We start from the raw sequence: 18,491 nt of genomic DNA on the forward strand, positions 1-18,491 counted from the left end.
GGAGCTCCCACACCAGCCGGCTCCCGTTTGCCGCTTACCGGCGGCGCTTCTCAATGTTGTAAACAAATGGCGCGACGATTTCGACGCTGCCGCCTTTCAACATATCGGCCGGTGGTTTGGGCAGTGGCTGGGCTCGACGGATCATGTCCAGGGTCGCACGGTCCAGATCGGCGTTGCCGGAGCGGCCCACCAACTCGTAGGACAGCACGTTGCCTTCGGCATCGACCACAAAGCGCAGGCGGTTCAAGCCTTCCTTGCCTCGCTGTTGGGCACCTGGCGGATACTTCTTGTACTTCTGCAAGTGCGCCAGCAGGGCGCCTTCCCAGGACGCTTTGGCTGCGACCTGTTGTGGCGACGGGCCCGGAACCGGCTGGGCAGACTTTTCAGCTGGCGCATTGTTCTGTGGCGATTCGCTCGGCGGCTCTTCGGAAGGTTTTTCCTTGGGCGGCTCGGGCTTCTTCTCCATCGGCTTGGGCGGCTGCGGCTTCGGTTTTGGCTTGACCGGCTTGGGCACCTGGATCGTTGGTTTAGGTGCCTCGGCCAGTTTTGGCAGGGGCAGCTCTTCCACGGGGGCAGGCGGCTGCGGCGGTGTGACAACCTTGGGTGGAGCCGGCGGCGGCGGTGCAGGCATCGGCGCGAGGTCGATGACCATCGCCGCCGGTGGCAGTGTTACCGGATGCGGCGCGGACCACTGGAGCGCGATGATAATCGCGACGGCATGCACGCCCAGCACGACGGCGAGGCTGGTGCCATAACGCGTCAGTTTGTGGCGCGTCGTGATCATTTCTTGGCTGCCGTCTCAAGTCCGACCAGGCCTACCTTGAGGTAGCCGGCTGCCCGCAGGGCATCCATCACACTCATCAGGTCGCCGTAGTCCACGCCTTTGTCGGCCTGGAAGAAGATCGTCGTGTCTTTCTTGCCCTGGGTCTTGGCGTCGAGCACCGGGCCCAGGGTTTCAGCTTTGACTTCTTCTTCGCCCAGGAACAGACGCTGGTCCGCCTTGACGCTGAGGAAAATCGGCTTCTCCGGCCGCGGCGCAGGCTTGGCGCTGGACGCGGGCAGGTCGACCTTGATATCCACGGTCGCCAGCGGCGCGGCCACCATGAAGATAATCAGCAGCACGAGCATTACGTCGATAAACGGCGTGACGTTGATCTCGTGGTTCTCGACGAGTTCGTCGTCGCCTTGATTCAAATGCAGGCCCATGGCCGATTACCCCACTTTCACCATGTGCGGTTGCGAGCTGCGCTCGGTAGGCAGGTGATCGAGGTCGCGGCTGACCAGCAGCAGGACTTCTGCCGACGCGTCCGATACCTGGGCCTTGTAGCCGGCAATCGAACGGGCGAAGACGTTGTAGATCACCACCGCAGGGATTGCTGCAACCAGGCCCAGCGCGGTTGCCAGCAGGGCTTCGGCGATGCCGGGGGCGACGACGGCGAGGTTGGTGGTCTGGGTTTTTGCGATGCCGATGAAGCTGTTCATGATGCCCCACACGGTGCCGAACAGGCCGACAAACGGTGCGGTGGAACCGATGGTGGCCAGCACGCCGGTGCCGCTGCTCATGTTACGGCCGCATGCTGCAACCAGGCGTTCGAGACGGAAGCTGACGCGTTCCTTGATGCCTTCTTTTTCGCGGGTATTGACCGACAGACGCATTTCTTCCAGAGCGTCGTGTACCAGCAGGTTGGCCAGGGTGCCCTTCTTGGTCGCGCTCTCGCTGGCTTCCTTGAGGGTGGTGGCTTTTTTCAGGTGGACGATCTCAGCGCGCAGACGGCGCTTGGCGCCCAGCAGCTCGAAGCCCTTGGCGATCCAGATGGTCCAAGTGATGATCGAGGCGATGGCCAGGCCGATCATCACGGCTTTTACCACGACGTCAGCGTTCTGGTACATGCCCCACGGCGACAGGTCATGGGCCATGCCCAGGCTGTTGTCTTCTTCCAACACTACACCGGTTTCGTCGGCAGGTGCGACGTCGCCTGCAGCCTGGGCCGGGTCGGTGGCAACCGGGGCGGCAACAGGAGCAGCTGGCGTAGCGCCGGTGTGCTCGGCAGCAGCCGGTGCGGCTGGGGCGGTGGCATCAGCGAAGGCAGCGGTCGGTGCCAGCAGTACGCTGAACAGCAGCGCAGCAATCGCACGCCAGGCGCGGGATGGGCTGTGAAGCTTGGTTGGCGAAGCGGGGTTTGTATTACGTGTCATGCTGGCCGGACCTGAGAGGAAAAATTGAGTGATCGTCCTGCCAGACCCTTGAGGGTCGAGGACAAATGGGCCGTTATTATTGCAAGTAATTCTTGTTAACAGAAGTAATACAGTAACTTTATTTGTGCTTTTTCTGGCCGCTCGTCATCTGCGAGGGCTAATCTAGACCTTTAAGAACGGAGTTTTATGATGTCTGCGCCTTCTGTTGTGATTGCCGGTTGCGGCGATGTGGGGAGCCGGCTGGCTAGCCAATTGCTCGGCGCGAATTGGGAGGTTCATGGCCTGCGCCGTGATGTTTCAAAGCTCCCCGATGGCGTGATCGGCATTGCCGGCGACCTGTTCAAAAAGGATTGCCCTGAGACCTGGCCGATCGGCGCAGTGGATTACCTGGTGTATTGCGCGGCCGCCACCGACCACGATGAGGCCGGGTATCGCGCGGCATACGTGCAAGGGTTGCAGCATGTGTTGGAGTGGCTGAGTGACTACGGCCAGGAGCCCAGGCACCTGCTGTTTGTTTCCAGCAGCAGCGTGTATGGCCAGCAGAATGGTGAGTGGGTCGACGAAACATCTGATACCAAGGCGACGGGCTATTCCGGCCAGGTCATGCTGGAGGCCGAGCAGGTCGCGCTCAACAGTGGGATCCCAGCAAGTATCGTGCGCTTGACCGGGATTTACGGCCCGGGCCGCGAATGGCTGCTGACCCAGGTACGCCAGGGCTATCGCGTGGCAATCGATCCGCCGTTGTATGGCAACCGGATTCACGCGGATGATGCGGCAGGTTTGCTGGCCTTTTTGCTGCGTCATGTAGAGCAGGGCGGCTCGCTGGAAAAAATCTACATCGGGGTCGACGATGCCCCAGCGCCATTGGCGGAGGTGGTGGGCTGGTTGCGCGAGTACCTGGGCGTGACGGAGTGGGCGGATGACGCCAGTGTAAGGCGTGCCGGCAGCAAACAATGCAGCAACGCCCGGGCTAAGGCGTTGGGCTGGGTGCCGACCTACCCGACTTATCGCGAAGGGTATGCGGCGATTCTCAAGGGCTGAAACGCAGTCAAAAAATGTGGGAGCTGGCTTGCCTGCGATAGCGAAGTATCAGTCGACCTCTATCTCGACTGAGCCACCGTCATCGCAGGCAAGCCAGCTCCCACATTTGCTTCAGGGTGATGCTGGTTATTTCTTCTCAAGCAGCCATTGGCGCGGGCCGGGCGTGAACTGCGGCACCTCGTCGGCCAGCGCGGTGTTGATCGCTTGGAATATCGCCAACTGCTTGCCTTTGCGCGTGAAGATCCAGGGGTTGCCCTGGCCGTTCAATTGCAGCCAGATGCTGTCGTAGCCGCCGCTCATAGAGGCGCAGTCGCCCGCCAGACACAGCGAGTAGCGGTCGACGCCTGGCAGGCCGGCGACCTTTCCGTCGGCCTGGAACTGCACTGTGGAACCGTCGCCGTTGCCGTCGGTAATCTTCCAGTCGCCGCCCATATAGGCTGCATACAGTGCTCGTTCGAAGTTGGCTCCCAGTGGCGCACCTTCCGGGGCGGGATCCTTGGCACGGGCGAACAGTTGCTCGGGCTCGTTATCGTTGGCCACTTGCAGCAGTTGTTTGCCTTTGCGCTTGAGTTCGGTGGCGGAGCTGCCGTAGAACTCGACGTTCCAGGCGCCGGATTTATCCCCGAGCAACTTGCCTTCGGCGACTTCAAAGCCGTTGTAGTAGCGCGCCTGCAAAGCCTTGGTATTGACCTCCCATTCGAGGTTCGGGCCAAAACTCTGCAGCGCTTCGCGCAAAGGGCCGCCCTTGGCTGCCGCGTTGATGGCGGCCTGGTTGATCCAGGTGCCACTCACATCCAGGTCGGCGGGGTTGCTGGCGCAGCCGCCGAGCAACAGGGCGAGCAACGAAGTGGCTACAAGCGCTTTGCGCATCATGAAATCCTTCTGAAACGAAGTCGGCGCAGCCTGTTGAGGCTGCGCCGGGTGTTTTACTCGATGACCAGAATCGCGTCCATCTCAACCTGTGCGCCCTTTGGCAGCGCAGCAACGCCGATGGCAGCGCGGGCTGGGTACGGCTGTTCGAAGTACTTGCCCATGATCTCGTTGACCTTGGCGAAGTGGCTCAGGTCGGTGAGGAAGATGTTCAGCTTGACGATGTCCTTGAACGAACCGCCGGCGGCTTCGGCTACGGATTTCAGGTTTTCGAAGACTTGTACGGTTTGTGCTTCGAAGCCTTCAACCAGTTCCATGGTCTTTGGGTCCAGCGGAATCTGGCCGGACATGTAGACGGTGTTGCCCGCCTTGATCGCCTGGGAGTAAGTGCCGATGGCGGCCGGGGCTTTGTCGCTGGTGATAACAGTCTTGGTCATGAGTTGCTCCTTGTAAGAGAGGGGCTATGCACGCATACGGGTGATACGGATCACTCCGGTCAGGGCGCGCAGTTTCTTGATCACGCGGGCCAGGTGCACGCGGTCGTGCACGCTGACCACCAGCTGGACCACGCTGATGCGCCCATCGCGTTCATCCATGCTGATTTTTTCGATATTGCCGTCGGCCGCGTTGACGCTGCTGGCAAGCAGTGCGATCAGGCCGCGCTGATGTTCCAGCTCCACACGCAGCTCGACGTTGAATTCGCCGGTGACATCCTTGGCCCAAGAGAGCTGGATGCATTTCTCCGGGTTGTGGCGGATTTCGGTGATATTGCGGCAGTTGTCCAGGTGCACCACCATGCCTTTGCCCGCCGACAAGTGGCCGACAATCGGGTCGCCCGGGATCGGCGTACAGCATTTTGCGTAGCTGAGCACCAAGCCTTCGGTGCCGCGAATCGCCAGCGGACCTTCCGGGCTTGGCAATTGTTCGCCTTCGCCGAGCAGGCGGCGAGCGACTACATAGGCCATGCGGTTACCCAGGCCGATATCTTCCAGCAGGTCTTCGATGGTTTCCTGGCGATACTCGTGGAGCATCGCTTGTACGCGCTCTGTCGGAATTTTGTCCAGGGCACTGTCGAAACCGTTGAGGACCTTGTTCAACAGGCGTTCGCCGAGGCTGATGGATTCGGAGCGGCGTTGCAACTTCAGGGCGTGGCGGATGTGTGTCCGCGCTTTACCGGTGACCACGAAGTTGAGCCAGGCCGGGTTCGGGCGCGCGCCGGGAGCACTGACGATCTCGACCGTGGAGCCGCTTTGCAGCGGTTCGGACAGCGGCGCGAGGCGACGGTTGATCCGGCAGGCAATGCAGCTGTTACCGACGTCGGTGTGCACCGCGTAGGCAAAGTCGACCGCCGTGGAGCCTTTGGGCAGCTCCATGATTCGGCCTTTGGGCGTGAACACGTAGACCTCGTCCGGGAACAGGTCGATCTTCACGCTTTCGATGAATTCCAGGGAGTTGCCGGCACGTTGCTGCATTTCCAGCACGCCTTTGACCCACTGGCGAGCACGGGCGTGGGTGCCTTTTGGCTGTTCGTCACCGCTGGATTTGTATAGCCAGTGGGCGGCGATGCCATTGTTGGCCATCTCTTCCATTTCCCGCGTACGGATCTGGATCTCGATCGGCACCCCGTGCATACCGAACAGCGTGGTATGCAACGACTGATAGCCGTTGGCCTTGGGAATGGCGATGTAGTCCTTGAAGCGCCCCGGCAGGGGTTTGTACAAATTATGTACAGCACCCAGCACGCGGTAGCAGGTGTCTACCTTGTCGACGATGATCCGGAACGCGTACACGTCCATGATCTCGTTGAAGGCTCGGCGCTTGCCGCGCATCTTCTTGTAGATGCCGTAGATGTGCTTCTGCCGGCCGCTGACTTCGCCTTCAATCTCGTCGATCGCCAGGCAGTGGCTCAGCGACTCTTCGATTTTGTTGACGATTTCCTTACGGTTGCCCCGTGCGCGCTTGACCGCCTGGTAGATGCGCGCCGAGCGCATCGGGTGCATGGCCTTGAAGCCGAGGTCTTCGAATTCGATACGAATGGCATGCATGCCCAGCCGATTGGCGATGGGCGCGTAGATTTCCAGGGTTTCCTTGGCGATGCGCCGGCGTTTTTCGCCGGACAGCACTTCCAGCGTGCGCATGTTGTGCAGCCGGTCGGCCAGCTTGACCAGAATCACACGGATATCCCGCGCCATGGCCATGGCCATTTTCTGGAAGTTTTCTGCCTGGGCTTCAGCCTTGGTCTCGAAGTTCATCTGGGTCAGTTTGCTGACCCCGTCGACCAGTTCGGCCACGGTTTCACCAAATTGCGCGCTAAGCGCTTCCTTGGCGATGCCGGTGTCTTCGATCACGTCATGCAGCATCGCGGCCATCAGGCTCTGATGGTCCATGTGCATGTCGGCAAGAATATTTGCCACCGCAAGAGGATGGGTGACATACGCCTCGCCGCTTCGGCGGCGCTGGCCGTCGTGGGCTTGTTCGGCGTAGAAATACGCTCGGCGGACCAGGTTGACCTGGTCTGGGCCGAGGTAGGCCGATAAGCGATCGGCGAGGGCGTCTATGCTCGGCAAAGTATGAACTCCTGCCGTTGGCTGTGACCCCGCGCCGTGCTACGTCGACCAGGCATAAGCTTAGACGGCCTCGTTGGACTCGTCCTCGAACGCTGCAAACAGCGGTTCGTCTTCAACGATTTCAGCGTTGGCGATGAACTCGTAGCTCATCAGGCCTTCAGCGATTTCACGCAGGGCTACAACGGTAGGCTTGTCGTTTTCCCACTGGACCAGGGGCTCTTTGCCGCCGGTGGCCAGTTGACGGGCACGCTTGGTAGAGAGCATGACCAGCTCAAAGCGGTTATCCACGTGTTCTAGGCAGTCTTCAACGGTTACGCGGGCCATGGTATTCCTCGGAGCGAATGCAAGATGCGCGCTGCCCGGTTGGGCGAGCGGACTAAACAGTTTAAAAAATCACCAGCGTTTAGGGAAGCGCTGATTTTCCCCGCGCCCTCGCAAAACCGCTGCAAGTGCCAATGTAAAGCCCTTGCAGCGGTTTTGGGAAGCGCCAATCAACCAAGCAGTTCAGCGAGTAATTTGCCAAAACGCTGCTGTTGGCGCTTTTGCTGGAGCTGATTGGTGCGGAAAATCGCCTTCAAATCATCCAGTGCGTGGGCAAAATCGTCATTGATGATCAGGTAGTCATAGTCGACGTAGTGGCTCATTTCGCTGACGGCTTCACGCATGCGACCTTCGATGATCTCATCGCTGTCCTGGCCACGGTTGGTCAGGCGCTGGTGCAGCGCTTCCAACGACGGCGGCAGGATGAAGATCGAACGCGCCTTGGGCATCAACTGGCGCACTTGTTCGGCGCCCTGCCAGTCGATTTCCAGGATCAGGTCGTGGCCTTCGTCCAGCGTCTGCTGCAGGTGGCTTTGCGAGGTGCCATAGAGGTTGCCGAACACTTCGGCGCGTTCCAGGAAGTCGCCGTGTTCGATCATCTTGACGAACTCGGTGCGCTCGACGAAGTGATAGTGCACGCCGTTCACTTCACCGGGGCGCATGGCGCGGGTGGTGTGCGAGACCGAGATGCGGATGTGCGCGTCGGCGTCGGTCAAGGCTTTGACCAGGCTGCTCTTGCCCGCGCCCGAAGGGGCGGAAATGATGTAAAGGGTGCCGGTGCTGTGGGTCATGGAAGTTGCCTTACTCAATATTCTGTACTTGTTCGCGCATCTGCTCGATCAACACTTTGAGGTTGACCGCAGCCGTGGTGCTGCGCGGATCAAACGCCTTGGAACCCAGTGTATTGGCTTCGCGGTTGAGTTCCTGCATCAGGAAGTCCAGGCGCCGACCGGCGGCACCCGCTGATTTGAGTACGCGGCGCACTTCGAGGATGTGGGTGCTCAGGCGGTCGAGTTCTTCGGCCACGTCGCTTTTTTGCGCCAGCAGCACCATTTCCTGCTCCAGGCGCACCGGGTCGAGGTCGGCCTTCATGTCGGTGAAGCGGTCCAGAACCTTCTGGCGCTGGGTGGCGAGCATCTGCGGCACCAGCTCGCGCAGGGTGACCACGTCTTCTTCGATCGAAGTCAGGCGCTCATTGATCAGGCGGGCCAGTTCGGCGCCTTCGCGCTCGCGGCCGGCCTTGAGTTCCTTCAAGCCCTGGGTGAACAGGGCGAGGGCTTCGGCATTGAGGGCTTGCGGGTCGGTGGCGTCGGCCACCAGTACGCCGGGCCAGGCCAGCACTTCCAACGGGTTCAGCGCGGCCGGTTGCTTGATCAGGCCGGCGATGGTTTCGGCGGCGGCTACCAGTTGCGCGGCGCGATCGCGGTCGACCTGCAGCGGCTTGCCGGTGGTTTCTTCGGTAAAACGCAGGGTGCATTCCAGCTTGCCCCGCGAGATACCCTGGCGCAACGCTTCACGCACGGCGCCTTCGAGGTCGCGGAAGGATTCCGGCAGGCGCAGGTGCGGCTCCAGGTAGCGGCTGTTGACCGAGCGCAGTTCCCAGCTCAGGGTGCCCTGGGCGCCGGCTTTTTCGACGCGGGCGAAGGCGGTCATGCTGTGCACCATGGAAGTACCTCGCGATGCAGACCCGCAAATGCGGGCTGATGGGTAAATTTTGAAGCCGACAGGCTGCGAAGGCGCAGGATTGTAGCGCAGTGGGACGAGCGCGCCCAAACAATGGGCGCCGACCAGGCCATTCGTAACCGAATTTTTTAGAAGTGCCCCGAAACGGTTCGCGGCTCTATAATGCTCGGCAGTTTTTCGTCCTTCGTACAGGTATCCCCTATGAAACGTCCAAGTGGTCGCGCTGCCGATCAGCTCCGCTCGATCCGCATTACCCGCAACTACACCAAACACGCCGAGGGATCTGTACTGGTCGAGTTTGGCGATACCAAAGTGATCTGCACCGTCAGCGTCGAAAACGGCGTGCCGCGCTTCCTTAAAGGCCAAGGTCAGGGTTGGTTGACTGCCGAGTACGGCATGCTGCCGCGCGCTACCGGCGAGCGTAACCAGCGTGAAGCCAGCCGTGGCAAGCAAGGCGGCCGCACCCTGGAAATCCAGCGCCTTATCGGCCGCTCGCTGCGCGCAGCCCTGGACATGTCCAAGCTGGGCGACGTGACCCTGTACGTCGACTGCGACGTGATCCAGGCTGACGGCGGCACCCGCACCGCCTCCATCACTGGCGCCATGGTGGCCCTGGTAGATGCGCTTAAAGTGATCAAGAAGCGCGGCGGCCTCAAAGGCGGCGACCCGCTCAAGCAGATGATCGCCGCTGTGTCGGTTGGCATGTATCAGGGCGAGCCTGTGCTGGACCTGGACTACCTGGAAGATTCGGCCGCCGAGACCGACCTGAACGTAGTGATGACCAGCACCGGTGGTTTCATCGAAGTGCAGGGCACCGCCGAAGGCGCGCCATTCCAGCCAGCCGACCTGAACGCCATGCTTGCCCTGGCCCAGAAAGGCATGACCGAAATCTTCGAACTGCAGAACGCCGCACTGGCCGACTGAGCCTGCCTCAAGGAGAAGCGCCATGAATGACAGCCAAATGCCCGTACCTACGCCTTCCTACGAAGTGCGCCAGGGAGCCATGTTGTGTCATCTCGCGGCGTTTCTGGGGTTTGTGTTCCCCTTCGGCAGTGTCGTGGGGCCGCTGATCCTGTGGCAGATGAAGAAGGAAGTGGACCCGTTCATTGACGATCAGGGCAAGGAAGCCCTGAACTTCCAGATCACCGTAGCCATCGCCTGGATGGCGTGCATTGTGCTGGCCTTCGCGGTGATCGGGTTTTTCCTGATGTTTGCCCTGGCAATCGCCACGGTGGTGCTGACGATCATCGGTAGCATCAAGGCCAACAAGGGGATTGCCTATCGCTACCCCTTGACCTGGCGAGTGGTCAAATAATGAGCAGGCACAAAAAAACCGACAGCGATGTCGGTTTTTTTGTGCCCGGAAAAAGACCTTAGATGGTCAGCGTCCAGTCGTAGTCCACGATCAGCGGCGCGTGCTGCGAAAAACGCGGCTGACGCGGCAGACGTGCGCTGCGAACGAACCGGCGCAGACCTGGGGTCAGCAACTGGTAGTCAAAACGCCAGCCCAGGTTGAGCATCTCAGCCTGTTCGTTATCCGGCCACCAGCTGTACTGGTCGCCTTCACGGCTGACTTCGCGCAGGGCATCCACATAGCCCATGTTGCCGACAATCTCGTCCATCCAGGCCCGTTCCGGCGCCAGGAAACCCGGTGATTGCTGGCTGTCGCGCCAGTTCTTGATATCCAGCTTCTGTTGCGCCACGTACAGCGAGCCACAGTAAATGTACTCGCGACGTTTGCGTCGCTGTTTATCCAGATAACGGGCGAAATCGTCCATTAGCTTGAACTTCTGGTTCAAGTCTTCATCGCCGTTCTGCCCCGAAGGGAGCAGCAAGGTCGCGATGCTGACCTTGTCGAAATCGGCTTGCAGGTAGCGCCCGTAGCGGTCGGCTGTCTCGAAGCCGAGGCCGCTGATGACCGCCTTGGGTTGCAACCGTGAGTACAGAGCCACGCCACCTTGGGCAGGGACTTCGGCATCACAGGCATAAAGGAAGTAGCCATCCAGTTGGAAGGCTGGGTCGTCCAGTTCAAAGGCGGAGGCGCGGGTGTCCTGCAGGCAGATGACGTCGGCATTCTGTGCTTGCAGCCAACTGAGCAAACCACGCTCGACTGCAGCCTGAATACCATTGACGTTCACACTGATGATCCGCATAAATGGCCCCAAAAATCGCGTGCGTGTATGATACACGCCGTCTACCTAATTAGCTAAATCCGTGGTATCTGAGGCTTTTTTCATGCAGGCGTATCAACGCGATTTCATTCGTTTTGCCATCGATCGCGGCGTTTTACGCTTCGGTGAGTTCACTTTGAAGTCCGGGCGCACCAGCCCTTACTTCTTCAATGCAGGCCTGTTCAACTCGGGTTCGGCCCTGGCTCAGCTGGGTCGTTTCTATGCGGCAGCCATCGTCGATAGCGGTATTTCCTTCGACGTGTTGTTCGGGCCAGCTTACAAGGGCATCCCTCTGGCGGCCGCTACGGCCGTGGCCCTGGCTGAACATCATGGGCTGGATTTGCCATGGTGCTTCAACCGCAAAGAGGCCAAGGCTCATGGCGAAGGCGGCAGCCTGGTCGGTGCGCCACTCAAGGGCGACGTGCTGATCATCGACGATGTGATCACCGCCGGCACCGCCATCCGTGAAGTGATGCAGATCATCGCGTCCCAGGAAGGTGCCAAGGCCGCCGGCGTGCTGATCGCGCTGAACCGCCAGGAGCGCGGCAACGGTGAGTTGTCGGCAATCCAGGAAGTGGAGCGTGATTTCGGTATTCCGGTGGTGAGCATTGTTTCGTTGAACCAAGTGCTGCAATACCTGGAAGATGACGCGCAGCTCAAGCAGCATTTGCCTGCAGTGCGTGCGTACCGTGAGCAGTTCGGCGTCTGACACGCTAGTCCATGTGGGAGCGGGCTTGCCCGCGATAGCGGTGTGTCAGGCGGTGCAGTTCTTGAATGTGCCGCCGTCATCGCAGGCAAGCCAGCTCCCACATTGGAACTGTGAAAACAAAAAAGGCCCCGCTCAATTGGATTGAGCGGGGCCTTTTGGTTTTTGGCGTTTAAGGCCGCTTGCGGTTACTGATCAGCGTACCCACACCCGTATCGGTGAAGATTTCCAGCAGGATCGCATTCGGCACGCGGCCATCCAGGATCAGCGAACTGCCCACGCCGCCTTGCACGGCTTCCAGCGCGCAACGGATCTTCGGCAGCATGCCGCCGTAGATGGTGCCATCGGCAATCAGCTCGTCCACTTGTTGAGTGGTCAAACCGGTCAATACCTTGCCTTCCTTGTCCATCAGCCCGGCGATGTTGGTCAGCAGCATCAGCTTCTCGGCTTTCAGTGCTTCAGCCACTTTACCGGCGACCAGATCGGCGTTGATGTTGTAGGACTCACCGTTGGCGCCCACGCCGATGGGCGCGATCACCGGAATGAAATCGCCCTTGACCAGCAGGTTCAGCAAGTCGGTATTGATGCCGATTACTTCGCCTACCTGGCCGATGTCGATGATTTCCGGCTGGGTCATTTCCGGCGTCTGACGGGTCACCGTCAGTTTTTTCGCACGGATCAGTTCCGCGTCCTTGCCGGTCAGGCCGATGGCACTGCCGCCATGGCGGTTGATCAGGTTAACGATGTCCTTGTTGACCTGGCCGCCAAGGACCATCTCCACCACGTCCATGGTCTGCGCGTCGGTGACGCGCATGCCATCGATGAAGTGACTCTCGATCGACAAGCGCTTGAGCAGGTCGCCGATTTGCGGTCCGCCACCATGGACGACCACCGGGTTGATCCCCACGGCTTTCATCAACACGATGTCGCGGGCAAAACCGGTTTTCAGCTCGTCGCTTTCCATGGCATTGCCGCCGTACTTGATCACCAGCGTCTTGCCGACGTAGCGTCGAATGTAAGGCAACGCTTCGGACAGGACCTTGGCAGTGTTGGCAGCGGCTTCGCGTTCGAGGGTCATTCAGGGCTCCGGTAAAAAATCAGAACGGTAATTGGAGATCAGGGGCAACACGTTTCAACTGGGCGTGGAACACGTCCTTGATGCGCTGCAACTCAGCCTCGGTATCCGCCTCGAAACGCAGGACCAGCACCGGTGTGGTGTTGGACGCGCGAACCAGGCCCCAGCCTTTGGCGTAATCGACTCGCACACCATCAATGGTGGTCAGGTTGGCGCCTTCGCCCCATTGCGCATCGTGCAGTGCGTCAATGATGCTGAATTTGCTCTCCTCGGTCACATGTATATTGATCTCTGGCGTAGAAATATCGTTCGGGAAGGTCTGAAACAGCTCTTGCGCCGTGGATTTTTCCTTGCTGAGGATCTCCAGCAGACGGGCGGCGCTGTAAATGCCGTCGTCGAAACCGAACCAGCGCTCTTTGAAGAACACGTGGCCGCTCATTTCACCGGCCAACAGTGCGCCGGTTTCCTTCATTTTCTTTTTGATCAACGAATGACCGGTCTTCCACATTAGCGGGCGACCGCCATATTCCTTGATCAACGGCGTGAGGCGGCGGGTGCACTTCACGTCGAAGATGATTTCGGCGTTGGCATTGCGCGCCACCACGTCACGGGCAAACAGCATCAGCAGGCGGTCGGCGAACACGTTTTCGCCGGTGTTGGTCACCACGCCAACACGGTCGCCGTCACCGTCGAACGCCAGGCCCACGTCGGCGCCGGTTTCCTTGACCTTGGCGATCAAGTCCACCAGGTTTTCAGGCTTGCCTGGGTCCGGGTGATGGTTGGGGAAGTTGCCGTCGACGTCGCAGAACAGCGGGATCACTTCACAGTTGAGGGCTTCGAGCAGTTGCGGAGCGATCACGCCAGCCGCGCCGTTGCCGCAGTCCACCACCACTTTCAGGCGGCGCGCGAGTTTGACGTCGCCGGTGATCTGGTCAGAGTAGCGCTGCAGAATGTCGACTTTGGTGACACTGCCTTTGCCGCTGGTCAGGTCGTTGGTCTTGAGGCGGTCGTGCAGGGCCTGGATCTGTTCGTTGGCCAGGGTGTCACCGGCAATCACGATCTTGAAGCCGTTGTAGTCCGAGGGATTATGGCTGCCGGTGAGCATCACCCCGGACTTACCGGCCAGTACGTTGGCCGCGTAGTACAGCGCTGGTGTCGGCACCAGGCCGACGTCGCTGACGTGGCAACCGCTGTCAGCGAGGCCCTGGATCAGTTGTTCCACCAGCTCCGGGCCGGACAAGCGGCCATCACGGCCTACCGAGACATTAGGTTCGCCCTGGGCCAGGCTCTGGGCTCCGATGGCGCGGCCGATCCAGTAGGCGGTTTCGGCGGTCAGGGTCTTGGGCACCACGCCACGAATGTCGTAGGCGCGGAAGATGCTGTCGGGGAATGTCGGGGCTACTCGGGCTGCGGTACTCATCGCGGGGGTGAACTCCATCTGAAGGGGGCAAGGCTGGTCTTAAAGTGATTGACCGGCAGGCTAAAACTGAAGGGTATGACGGTATTTTCGGCAGAGAGTTCGTGGTGCAAAAATGCCATCGCCGTGCTGACACTTTTTGATGAATCGTATAATGCATTGATTTCATTATGTAAATATCGCTGAATAAATCCGCACATTCTTCATCCTGAATAGCCATGCGGTGGCGTCTTGCCGGACAACTGCGTCCGGCAAGGTTCAGCTTAGTCAGTGGCTGCCGGAATGCCCAAAACCACCTGCGCCGCGCTGAGTTTCGTCGAACTCCTGCACCAGTTCGAAGTGTGCCTGTACCACCGGTACCAGCACCAACTGGGCGATGCGCTCGCCGACGGCGATGTTGAACGCGGTGTTGCCACGGTTCCAGCACGACACCATCAATTCGCCCTGATAGTCCGAGTCGATCAGGCCTACGAGATTGCCCAGCACGATGCCATGTTTGTGGCCCAGGCCGGAGCGCGGCAGGATCAATGCCGCCAGGCCTGGGTCGCCGACGTAGATCGACAGGCCGGTAGGAATCAGGATTGTCTGGCCCGGCTCAAGGACGGTGTCTTCCTTGAGCATGGCGCGCAGGTCCAGGCCGGCGGAGCCCGGAGTGGCATAGGCCGGCAGAGGAAATTCGTTGCCGATGCGGGGGTCGAGGATCTTGGCTTGCAAAGCGTGCATGTAAATTAAACCTGGTTCAGCCGTTGGGCGATAAATGAGATCAGTTGGCGGGCAATCTTGCCCTTGCTGGTCTGGGCGAAAAGGGTGGCGTGCAGCTCGCGGTCGATCACGCTGCAGGCGTTTTCCTCGCTGTTGAAGCCGATGCTCGGGTTGGCGACATCATTGGCAACGATCAGGTCGAGGTTTTTGTCTTTCAATTTGCGTGCGGCGTAGTCCAGCAAGTGCTCGGTTTCGGCGGCGAAACCGACACTGAACGGGCGGTCCGGGCGCGTGGCGATGGTGGCCAGGATGTCCGGGTTGCGCACCATTTGCAGGAGCAGGCCGTCGCCGCTTGTAGGGTCTTTCTTAAGCTTTTGCGGGGCGACAACTTCCGGGCGGTAGTCTGCAACCGCTGCCGAGGCGATAAACAGGTCGCAGGGAATGGCCGCTTCACAGGCCGCCAGCATGTCCCGGGCGCTGACTACGTCGATTCGCGTGACGCGATCAGGGGTTGGCAAGTGCACCGGGCCGGTGATCAGGGTGACGCGTGCGCCTGCCTCGACCGCGGCTTCCGCCAAGGCAAAGCCCATTTTTCCTGAGCTATGGTTGGTGATGTAACGCACCGGGTCGATGTTTTCCTGGGTCGGGCCGGCGGTAATCAGCACATGTTTGCCCGTGAGAGCCAGGTGCTGAAAGCACTCGGCGGCGCACAGCGCGAGGTCAGTAGCCTCAAGCATGCGGCCCATGCCCACGTCGCCACAGGCTTGGCTGCCGGAAGCCGGGCCAAACACTTTAAGGCCGCGGCTTTGCAGGAGCTGGGTGTTGGCCTGGGTGGCCGGGTCGCGCCACATGGCCTGGTTCATGGCCGGTGCGATGGCGACGGTGGCGTCGGTGGCCAGTACCAGAGTGGTCAGCAGGTCATCGGCAATGCCTTGGGCCAGGCGGGCAATCAGGTCGGCGGTGGCCGGGGCGATCAACACCAGGTCGGCCCATTTTGCCAGCTCGATGTGGCCCATGGCGGCTTCGGCCGCCGGGTCCAAAAGGTCCAGGTGAACCGGGTGCCCAGACAAGGCCTGCATGGTCAGCGGGGTGATGAACTCACTGCCACCACGGGTCATGACCACGCGCACTTCGGCGCCCTGGTCCAGGAGCCTGCGAACCAGTTCTGCGCTCTTGTAGGCGGCAATGCCGCCGCCGACGCCGAGAACGATGCGTTTCCGATACAGACGCTGCATTGGTTTGCCTTTCCAGTTCAGTGATGCCAGTTCAGTGACGCCTGCGATGCCCCCTCCCCAGGGGAAATCACATGCAAAAAAGAGGGCTTAAGATAACACAGCGACCGTCAGGCAACAGCGGCGCACGTGCAGAGGGAGGCGGGATGAGTATTCGCGATTGGCCTGTGGCGGAACGCCCACGGGAGAAGCTTTTGGAATGGGGCGCGGCGAGTCTGTCGGATGCCGAGTTGTTGGCGATTTTCCTGCGTACCGGGGTTTCCGGCAGAAGCGCAGTCGACCTGGCGCGCCATCTATTGGCGCAATTCGGTGGCCTGCGCCCGTTGTTGGAGGCCAGCCAGACGCTGTTCAGCCAGCACTTGGGGCTGGGGCCGGCGAAATTTGCCCAGTTGCAGGCGGTGCTGGAAATGTCTCGGCGGCATATGGCCGAACGCTTGCGTGCCGACTCGGTGCTGGAAAGCCCGCTGGCCGTACGTGAGTACCTCAAGGCCTTGCTGCGCCACGAGCCCCACGAAATATTCGGCTGCCTGTTTCTTGACTCAAAGCACCGGGTGCTGGGCTTTGAGGCGCTATTTGAGGGCACCATCGACGCGGCCATCGTTTATCCGCGACAAGTGGTCAAGCGCGCGCTCGCTTACAACGCGGCGGCGCTGATCCTGTGTCATAACCATCCCTCCGGGAGCGTCGAGCCAAGTGCGGCTGATCGAAAATTAACCAAAATATTGCAAAAGGCCTTGGAGTCGGTAGATGTGCGGGTGCTCGACCACATCATCGTGGGAGATGGCGACCCGTTGTCGATGGCGGAATACGGCTGGTTGTAGGATGGGTGCAACTGCAAGGTTGAAGCTGCAAGCCACAAGCTGCAAGCCACAAGCGGCTTGCAGCTTGCAGCTTAGGGCTTGACGCTGACCTTGGAGAAATCCTGGCGCCCAAACGGGCTCACCTGGTAGCCGTCAACATTCTTGCGCGTCAGGGCGAATGCGGTGGGGTGTGCCAATGGCAGCCACAATGCCTGCTGCTGAATCTGAGCCTGGGCCTGTTGGTACAACTTGCTGCGCACGCCTTGTTCACTGGTGGTCTTGCCGGCGCTGATCAGCTTGTCCAGGGCCGGGTCGCAGTAGCGGGCAAAGTTGGTGCCGGATTTTACCGCAGCGCATGAGAACTGCGGGGTTAGGAAGTTATCCGGGTCGCCGTTGTCGCCGGCCCAGCCCATGAACAGCAGGTCATGTTCGCCGGCTTTGGCGCGGCGGATCAGTTCGCCCCACTCGATCACGCGAATCTCGGCCTGGATGCCGACTTTGGCCAGGTCCGCTTGCAGCAACTGGGCACCGAGGTTGGGGTTGGGGTTCAGCAGGCTGCCAGTGGGGCGAGTCCAGATTGTGGTCTTGAAGCCGTTCTTGAGTCCGGCGCGCTCCAGCAGCGTCTTGGCCTTGGCGATGTTCTGTGGATAACCTGGCAAGTCCTTGGCGTAACTCCAGGTATTGGGTGGGTAAATGCCATTGGCTGCTTCGGCGGTGCCTTCAAATACGGCCTTGAGGTAGCTGTCTTTGTCGAAGGCCAGGTTGATTGCCTGGCGCACTTCGGGCTTGTCCAGCGGCGGGTGCTGGCTGTTGATCGCGACGAATGCGGTCATGAAGGCCGGGGTTTTTTCTACTTTGAGTGCAGGATCTTTCTCGGCTTCACTCACATCCAGTGGCTTGGGCGACAGGGCGATCTGGCATTCATCGCGATGCAGCTTTTGCAGGCGCACGTTGGCATCCGGGGTGATGGCGAAGATCAAGTTATCCACAGCCGGTTTGCCGGCAAAGTAATCCGGGTTGGCTTTATAGCGGACCACGGCATCCTTCTGGAACCGTACAAACACGAACGGGCCGGTGCCGATTGGCTGGCTGTTGAGTTTTTCAGGCGCGCCGGCCTTGAGCAGTTTGTCGGCGTATTCGGCCGGGTAGATCGAGGCAAAACCCATGCTCAAGGCGGCGAGGAAGGTGGAGTCGGCGTGATCCAGGGTGAAGCGTACGGTTAATGGGTCGAGAGCGTCGATCTTCTTGACCAATGCGGGCAGTTGCAGCGACTGCGCATGGGGGAAGCCGCTCTGGGCGATCTTGTGCCATGGGTTGGCCGGGTCGAGCATGCGTTCAAAGCTGAAGCGCACGTCTTCGGCGGTCAGGGTGCGGCTTGGATTGAAATACTCGGTGCGGTGGAACTTCACGTTCGGGTGCAGTTTGAAGGTGTAGGTCAGACCATCGGGCGACACTTGCCAGCTGTCCGCCAGGCTCGGCACCAGCTTGCCGGCCGTGGCGTCGTAGTCCACCAGGCGGTTCATCAGCACGTCGGCCGAGGCGTTGGTGGTGGTCAGCGAGTTGTACTGCACCACATCGAACCCTTCGGGGCTGGCCTCGGTGCAAACGCTCAGATTGGTGGCGGCAGAGGCCAGCGGCGCGATAAGTAGAGGGGCGAGCAATAGCGGTAGGGCAGCGAGGCGCATATTCGGTTTCCTTTGCAGATCGAAG

Annotated in this window: 19 protein-coding genes and 1 pseudogene; 5 read left to right on the forward strand and 15 right to left on the reverse strand. The window is 60.3% G+C overall.

Annotated features, from left to right (window positions below; all coding sequences use genetic code 11):
* Window positions 1-34: 34 nt before the first annotated feature.
* Genes ACQY47_RS15280 through exbB form a run of 3 tightly spaced genes read right to left on the reverse strand, consistent with a single transcriptional unit; the run spans window position 35 to window position 2,196 of the window.
* Window positions 35-784 carry an energy transducer TonB family protein gene (locus ACQY47_RS15280; RefSeq protein ID WP_428549998.1) on the reverse strand — a complete coding sequence of 250 codons (750 nt, stop codon included), beginning with the start codon at window positions 782-784 and terminating at the stop codon, window positions 35-37.
* Entirely contained in the window at window positions 781-1,206 is a 426-nt protein-coding gene (exbD, locus tag ACQY47_RS15285; protein ID WP_003195519.1) for a TonB system transport protein ExbD, read from the reverse strand. Before exbD ends, ACQY47_RS15280 begins: the two co-directional genes overlap by 4 nt.
* A 6-nt stretch (window positions 1,207-1,212) precedes the next feature.
* A complete protein-coding gene (exbB, locus tag ACQY47_RS15290; RefSeq protein ID WP_017135843.1) occupies window positions 1,213-2,196 on the reverse strand; it encodes a tonB-system energizer ExbB in 984 nt (327 codons plus the stop codon).
* A gap of 189 nt (window positions 2,197-2,385) precedes the next feature.
* Between exbB and ACQY47_RS15295 the strand changes: the two genes are divergently transcribed.
* Window positions 2,386-3,237, forward strand: coding sequence for an SDR family oxidoreductase (locus tag ACQY47_RS15295; RefSeq protein ID WP_428550003.1), 852 nt, complete (start codon window positions 2,386-2,388; stop codon window positions 3,235-3,237).
* Between the two features lie 126 nt (window positions 3,238-3,363).
* Here ACQY47_RS15295 and ACQY47_RS15300 read toward each other — a convergent pair whose 3' ends face one another.
* The 6 genes from ACQY47_RS15300 to ACQY47_RS15325 all read right to left on the reverse strand — a co-directional run bounded on the left by ACQY47_RS15300 (window position 3,364) and on the right by ACQY47_RS15325 (window position 8,660).
* Entirely contained in the window at window positions 3,364-4,107 is a 744-nt protein-coding gene (locus ACQY47_RS15300) for a hypothetical protein (RefSeq protein WP_017135845.1), read from the reverse strand.
* 56 nt (window positions 4,108-4,163) lie between these two features.
* A complete protein-coding gene (locus ACQY47_RS15305) occupies window positions 4,164-4,544 on the reverse strand; it encodes a RidA family protein (protein ID WP_003176922.1) in 381 nt (126 codons plus the stop codon).
* A 24-nt stretch (window positions 4,545-4,568) separates the two neighbouring features.
* Complete coding sequence (gene spoT, locus ACQY47_RS15310; RefSeq protein ID WP_016975931.1) at window positions 4,569-6,674, reverse strand: bifunctional GTP diphosphokinase/guanosine-3',5'-bis pyrophosphate 3'-pyrophosphohydrolase; 2,106 nt, start codon at window positions 6,672-6,674, stop codon at window positions 4,569-4,571.
* Window positions 6,675-6,734: 60 nt separating this feature from the next.
* On the reverse strand, window positions 6,735-6,998 hold the full coding sequence (rpoZ, locus tag ACQY47_RS15315; protein ID WP_003176920.1) for a DNA-directed RNA polymerase subunit omega: 264 nt from the start codon (window positions 6,996-6,998) through the stop codon (window positions 6,735-6,737).
* Between the two features lie 167 nt (window positions 6,999-7,165).
* Complete coding sequence (gene gmk / locus ACQY47_RS15320) at window positions 7,166-7,786, reverse strand: guanylate kinase (RefSeq protein WP_056860837.1); 621 nt, start codon at window positions 7,784-7,786, stop codon at window positions 7,166-7,168.
* A 10-nt stretch (window positions 7,787-7,796) separates the two neighbouring features.
* The gene (locus ACQY47_RS15325) at window positions 7,797-8,660 is read right to left on the reverse strand and encodes a YicC/YloC family endoribonuclease (RefSeq protein ID WP_099550260.1); all 864 of its coding nucleotides are present in this window, start codon (window positions 8,658-8,660) and stop codon (window positions 7,797-7,799) included.
* Window positions 8,661-8,879: 219 nt separating this feature from the next.
* On the opposite strand from ACQY47_RS15325, the gene rph reads away from it, so the two are divergent.
* Both rph and ACQY47_RS15335 read left to right on the forward strand, forming a co-directional pair.
* Window positions 8,880-9,602 carry a ribonuclease PH gene (rph, locus tag ACQY47_RS15330; RefSeq protein WP_003213280.1) on the forward strand — a complete coding sequence of 241 codons (723 nt, stop codon included), beginning with the start codon at window positions 8,880-8,882 and terminating at the stop codon, window positions 9,600-9,602.
* A gap of 22 nt (window positions 9,603-9,624) precedes the next feature.
* Window positions 9,625-9,993 (forward strand): DUF4870 domain-containing protein, encoded by a 369-nt coding sequence (locus tag ACQY47_RS15335; RefSeq protein ID WP_017135847.1) that lies wholly within the window; start codon window positions 9,625-9,627, stop codon window positions 9,991-9,993.
* Window positions 9,994-10,051: 58 nt separating this feature from the next.
* Here the strand turns inward: ACQY47_RS15335 and ACQY47_RS15340 are convergent, their stop codons facing one another.
* Window positions 10,052-10,831: an exodeoxyribonuclease III gene (locus ACQY47_RS15340; protein WP_003176915.1), complete on the reverse strand. Its 780-nt coding sequence runs from the start codon at window positions 10,829-10,831 to the stop codon at window positions 10,052-10,054.
* 82 nt (window positions 10,832-10,913) lie between these two features.
* On the opposite strand from ACQY47_RS15340, the gene pyrE reads away from it, so the two are divergent.
* On the forward strand, window positions 10,914-11,558 hold the full coding sequence (gene pyrE, locus ACQY47_RS15345) for an orotate phosphoribosyltransferase (protein ID WP_428550012.1): 645 nt from the start codon (window positions 10,914-10,916) through the stop codon (window positions 11,556-11,558).
* Window positions 11,559-11,727: 169 nt separating this feature from the next.
* Here pyrE and argB read toward each other — a convergent pair whose 3' ends face one another.
* The 4 genes and pseudogenes from argB to coaBC all read right to left on the reverse strand — a co-directional run bounded on the left by argB (window position 11,728) and on the right by coaBC (window position 15,984).
* On the reverse strand, window positions 11,728-12,633 hold the full coding sequence (gene argB / locus ACQY47_RS15350) for an acetylglutamate kinase (RefSeq protein WP_015886532.1): 906 nt from the start codon (window positions 12,631-12,633) through the stop codon (window positions 11,728-11,730).
* A gap of 19 nt (window positions 12,634-12,652) precedes the next feature.
* Window positions 12,653-14,074 (reverse strand): annotated as a pseudogene (locus tag ACQY47_RS15355) (phosphomannomutase/phosphoglucomutase); the annotation flags it as partial.
* 240 nt (window positions 14,075-14,314) lie between these two features.
* Window positions 14,315-14,770 (reverse strand): dUTP diphosphatase, encoded by a 456-nt coding sequence (dut, locus tag ACQY47_RS15360; protein ID WP_099550262.1) that lies wholly within the window; start codon window positions 14,768-14,770, stop codon window positions 14,315-14,317.
* Between the two features lie 5 nt (window positions 14,771-14,775).
* Window positions 14,776-15,984: a bifunctional phosphopantothenoylcysteine decarboxylase/phosphopantothenate--cysteine ligase CoaBC gene (coaBC, locus tag ACQY47_RS15365; protein WP_015886530.1), complete on the reverse strand. Its 1,209-nt coding sequence runs from the start codon at window positions 15,982-15,984 to the stop codon at window positions 14,776-14,778.
* Between the two features lie 143 nt (window positions 15,985-16,127).
* On the opposite strand from coaBC, the gene radC reads away from it, so the two are divergent.
* Window positions 16,128-16,802 carry a RadC family protein gene (radC, locus tag ACQY47_RS15370; RefSeq protein ID WP_017135851.1) on the forward strand — a complete coding sequence of 225 codons (675 nt, stop codon included), beginning with the start codon at window positions 16,128-16,130 and terminating at the stop codon, window positions 16,800-16,802.
* A gap of 71 nt (window positions 16,803-16,873) precedes the next feature.
* Here radC and ACQY47_RS15375 read toward each other — a convergent pair whose 3' ends face one another.
* On the reverse strand, window positions 16,874-18,466 hold the full coding sequence (locus ACQY47_RS15375; RefSeq protein WP_428550018.1) for an ABC transporter substrate-binding protein: 1,593 nt from the start codon (window positions 18,464-18,466) through the stop codon (window positions 16,874-16,876).
* Between the last annotated feature and the right edge of the window lie 25 nt (window positions 18,467-18,491).

The sequence above is a fragment of the Pseudomonas edaphica genome (assembly GCF_965277385.1).
Lineage (GTDB): Bacteria > Pseudomonadota > Gammaproteobacteria > Pseudomonadales > Pseudomonadaceae > Aquipseudomonas > Aquipseudomonas edaphica.

Bases quoted from the DNA above. Each gene is read 5' to 3' on its own strand.
- radC (WP_017135851.1), top strand. From the start codon at position 16,128: ATGAGTATTCGCGATTGGCCTGTGGCGGAACGCCCACGGGAGAAGCTT.
- ACQY47_RS15300 (WP_017135845.1), bottom strand. From the start codon at position 4,107: ATGCGCAAAGCGCTTGTAGCCACTTCGTTGCTCGCCCTGTTGCTCGGC.
- ACQY47_RS15305 (WP_003176922.1), bottom strand. From the start codon at position 4,544: ATGACCAAGACTGTTATCACCAGCGACAAAGCCCCGGCCGCCATCGGC.
- exbB (WP_017135843.1), bottom strand. From the start codon at position 2,196: ATGACACGTAATACAAACCCCGCTTCGCCAACCAAGCTTCACAGCCCA.
- ACQY47_RS15375 (WP_428550018.1), bottom strand. From the start codon at position 18,466: ATGCGCCTCGCTGCCCTACCGCTATTGCTCGCCCCTCTACTTATCGCG.
- ACQY47_RS15335 (WP_017135847.1), top strand. From the start codon at position 9,625: ATGAATGACAGCCAAATGCCCGTACCTACGCCTTCCTACGAAGTGCGC.
- coaBC (WP_015886530.1), bottom strand. From the start codon at position 15,984: ATGCAGCGTCTGTATCGGAAACGCATCGTTCTCGGCGTCGGCGGCGGC.
- rph (WP_003213280.1), top strand. From the start codon at position 8,880: ATGAAACGTCCAAGTGGTCGCGCTGCCGATCAGCTCCGCTCGATCCGC.
- argB (WP_015886532.1), bottom strand. From the start codon at position 12,633: ATGACCCTCGAACGCGAAGCCGCTGCCAACACTGCCAAGGTCCTGTCC.
- dut (WP_099550262.1), bottom strand. From the start codon at position 14,770: ATGCACGCTTTGCAAGCCAAGATCCTCGACCCCCGCATCGGCAACGAA.
- ACQY47_RS15295 (WP_428550003.1), top strand. From the start codon at position 2,386: ATGTCTGCGCCTTCTGTTGTGATTGCCGGTTGCGGCGATGTGGGGAGC.
- pyrE (WP_428550012.1), top strand. From the start codon at position 10,914: ATGCAGGCGTATCAACGCGATTTCATTCGTTTTGCCATCGATCGCGGC.
- ACQY47_RS15325 (WP_099550260.1), bottom strand. From the start codon at position 8,660: ATGGTGCACAGCATGACCGCCTTCGCCCGCGTCGAAAAAGCCGGCGCC.
- ACQY47_RS15340 (WP_003176915.1), bottom strand. From the start codon at position 10,831: ATGCGGATCATCAGTGTGAACGTCAATGGTATTCAGGCTGCAGTCGAG.
- ACQY47_RS15280 (WP_428549998.1), bottom strand. From the start codon at position 784: ATGATCACGACGCGCCACAAACTGACGCGTTATGGCACCAGCCTCGCC.
- gmk (WP_056860837.1), bottom strand. From the start codon at position 7,786: ATGACCCACAGCACCGGCACCCTTTACATCATTTCCGCCCCTTCGGGC.
- exbD (WP_003195519.1), bottom strand. From the start codon at position 1,206: ATGGGCCTGCATTTGAATCAAGGCGACGACGAACTCGTCGAGAACCAC.
- rpoZ (WP_003176920.1), bottom strand. From the start codon at position 6,998: ATGGCCCGCGTAACCGTTGAAGACTGCCTAGAACACGTGGATAACCGC.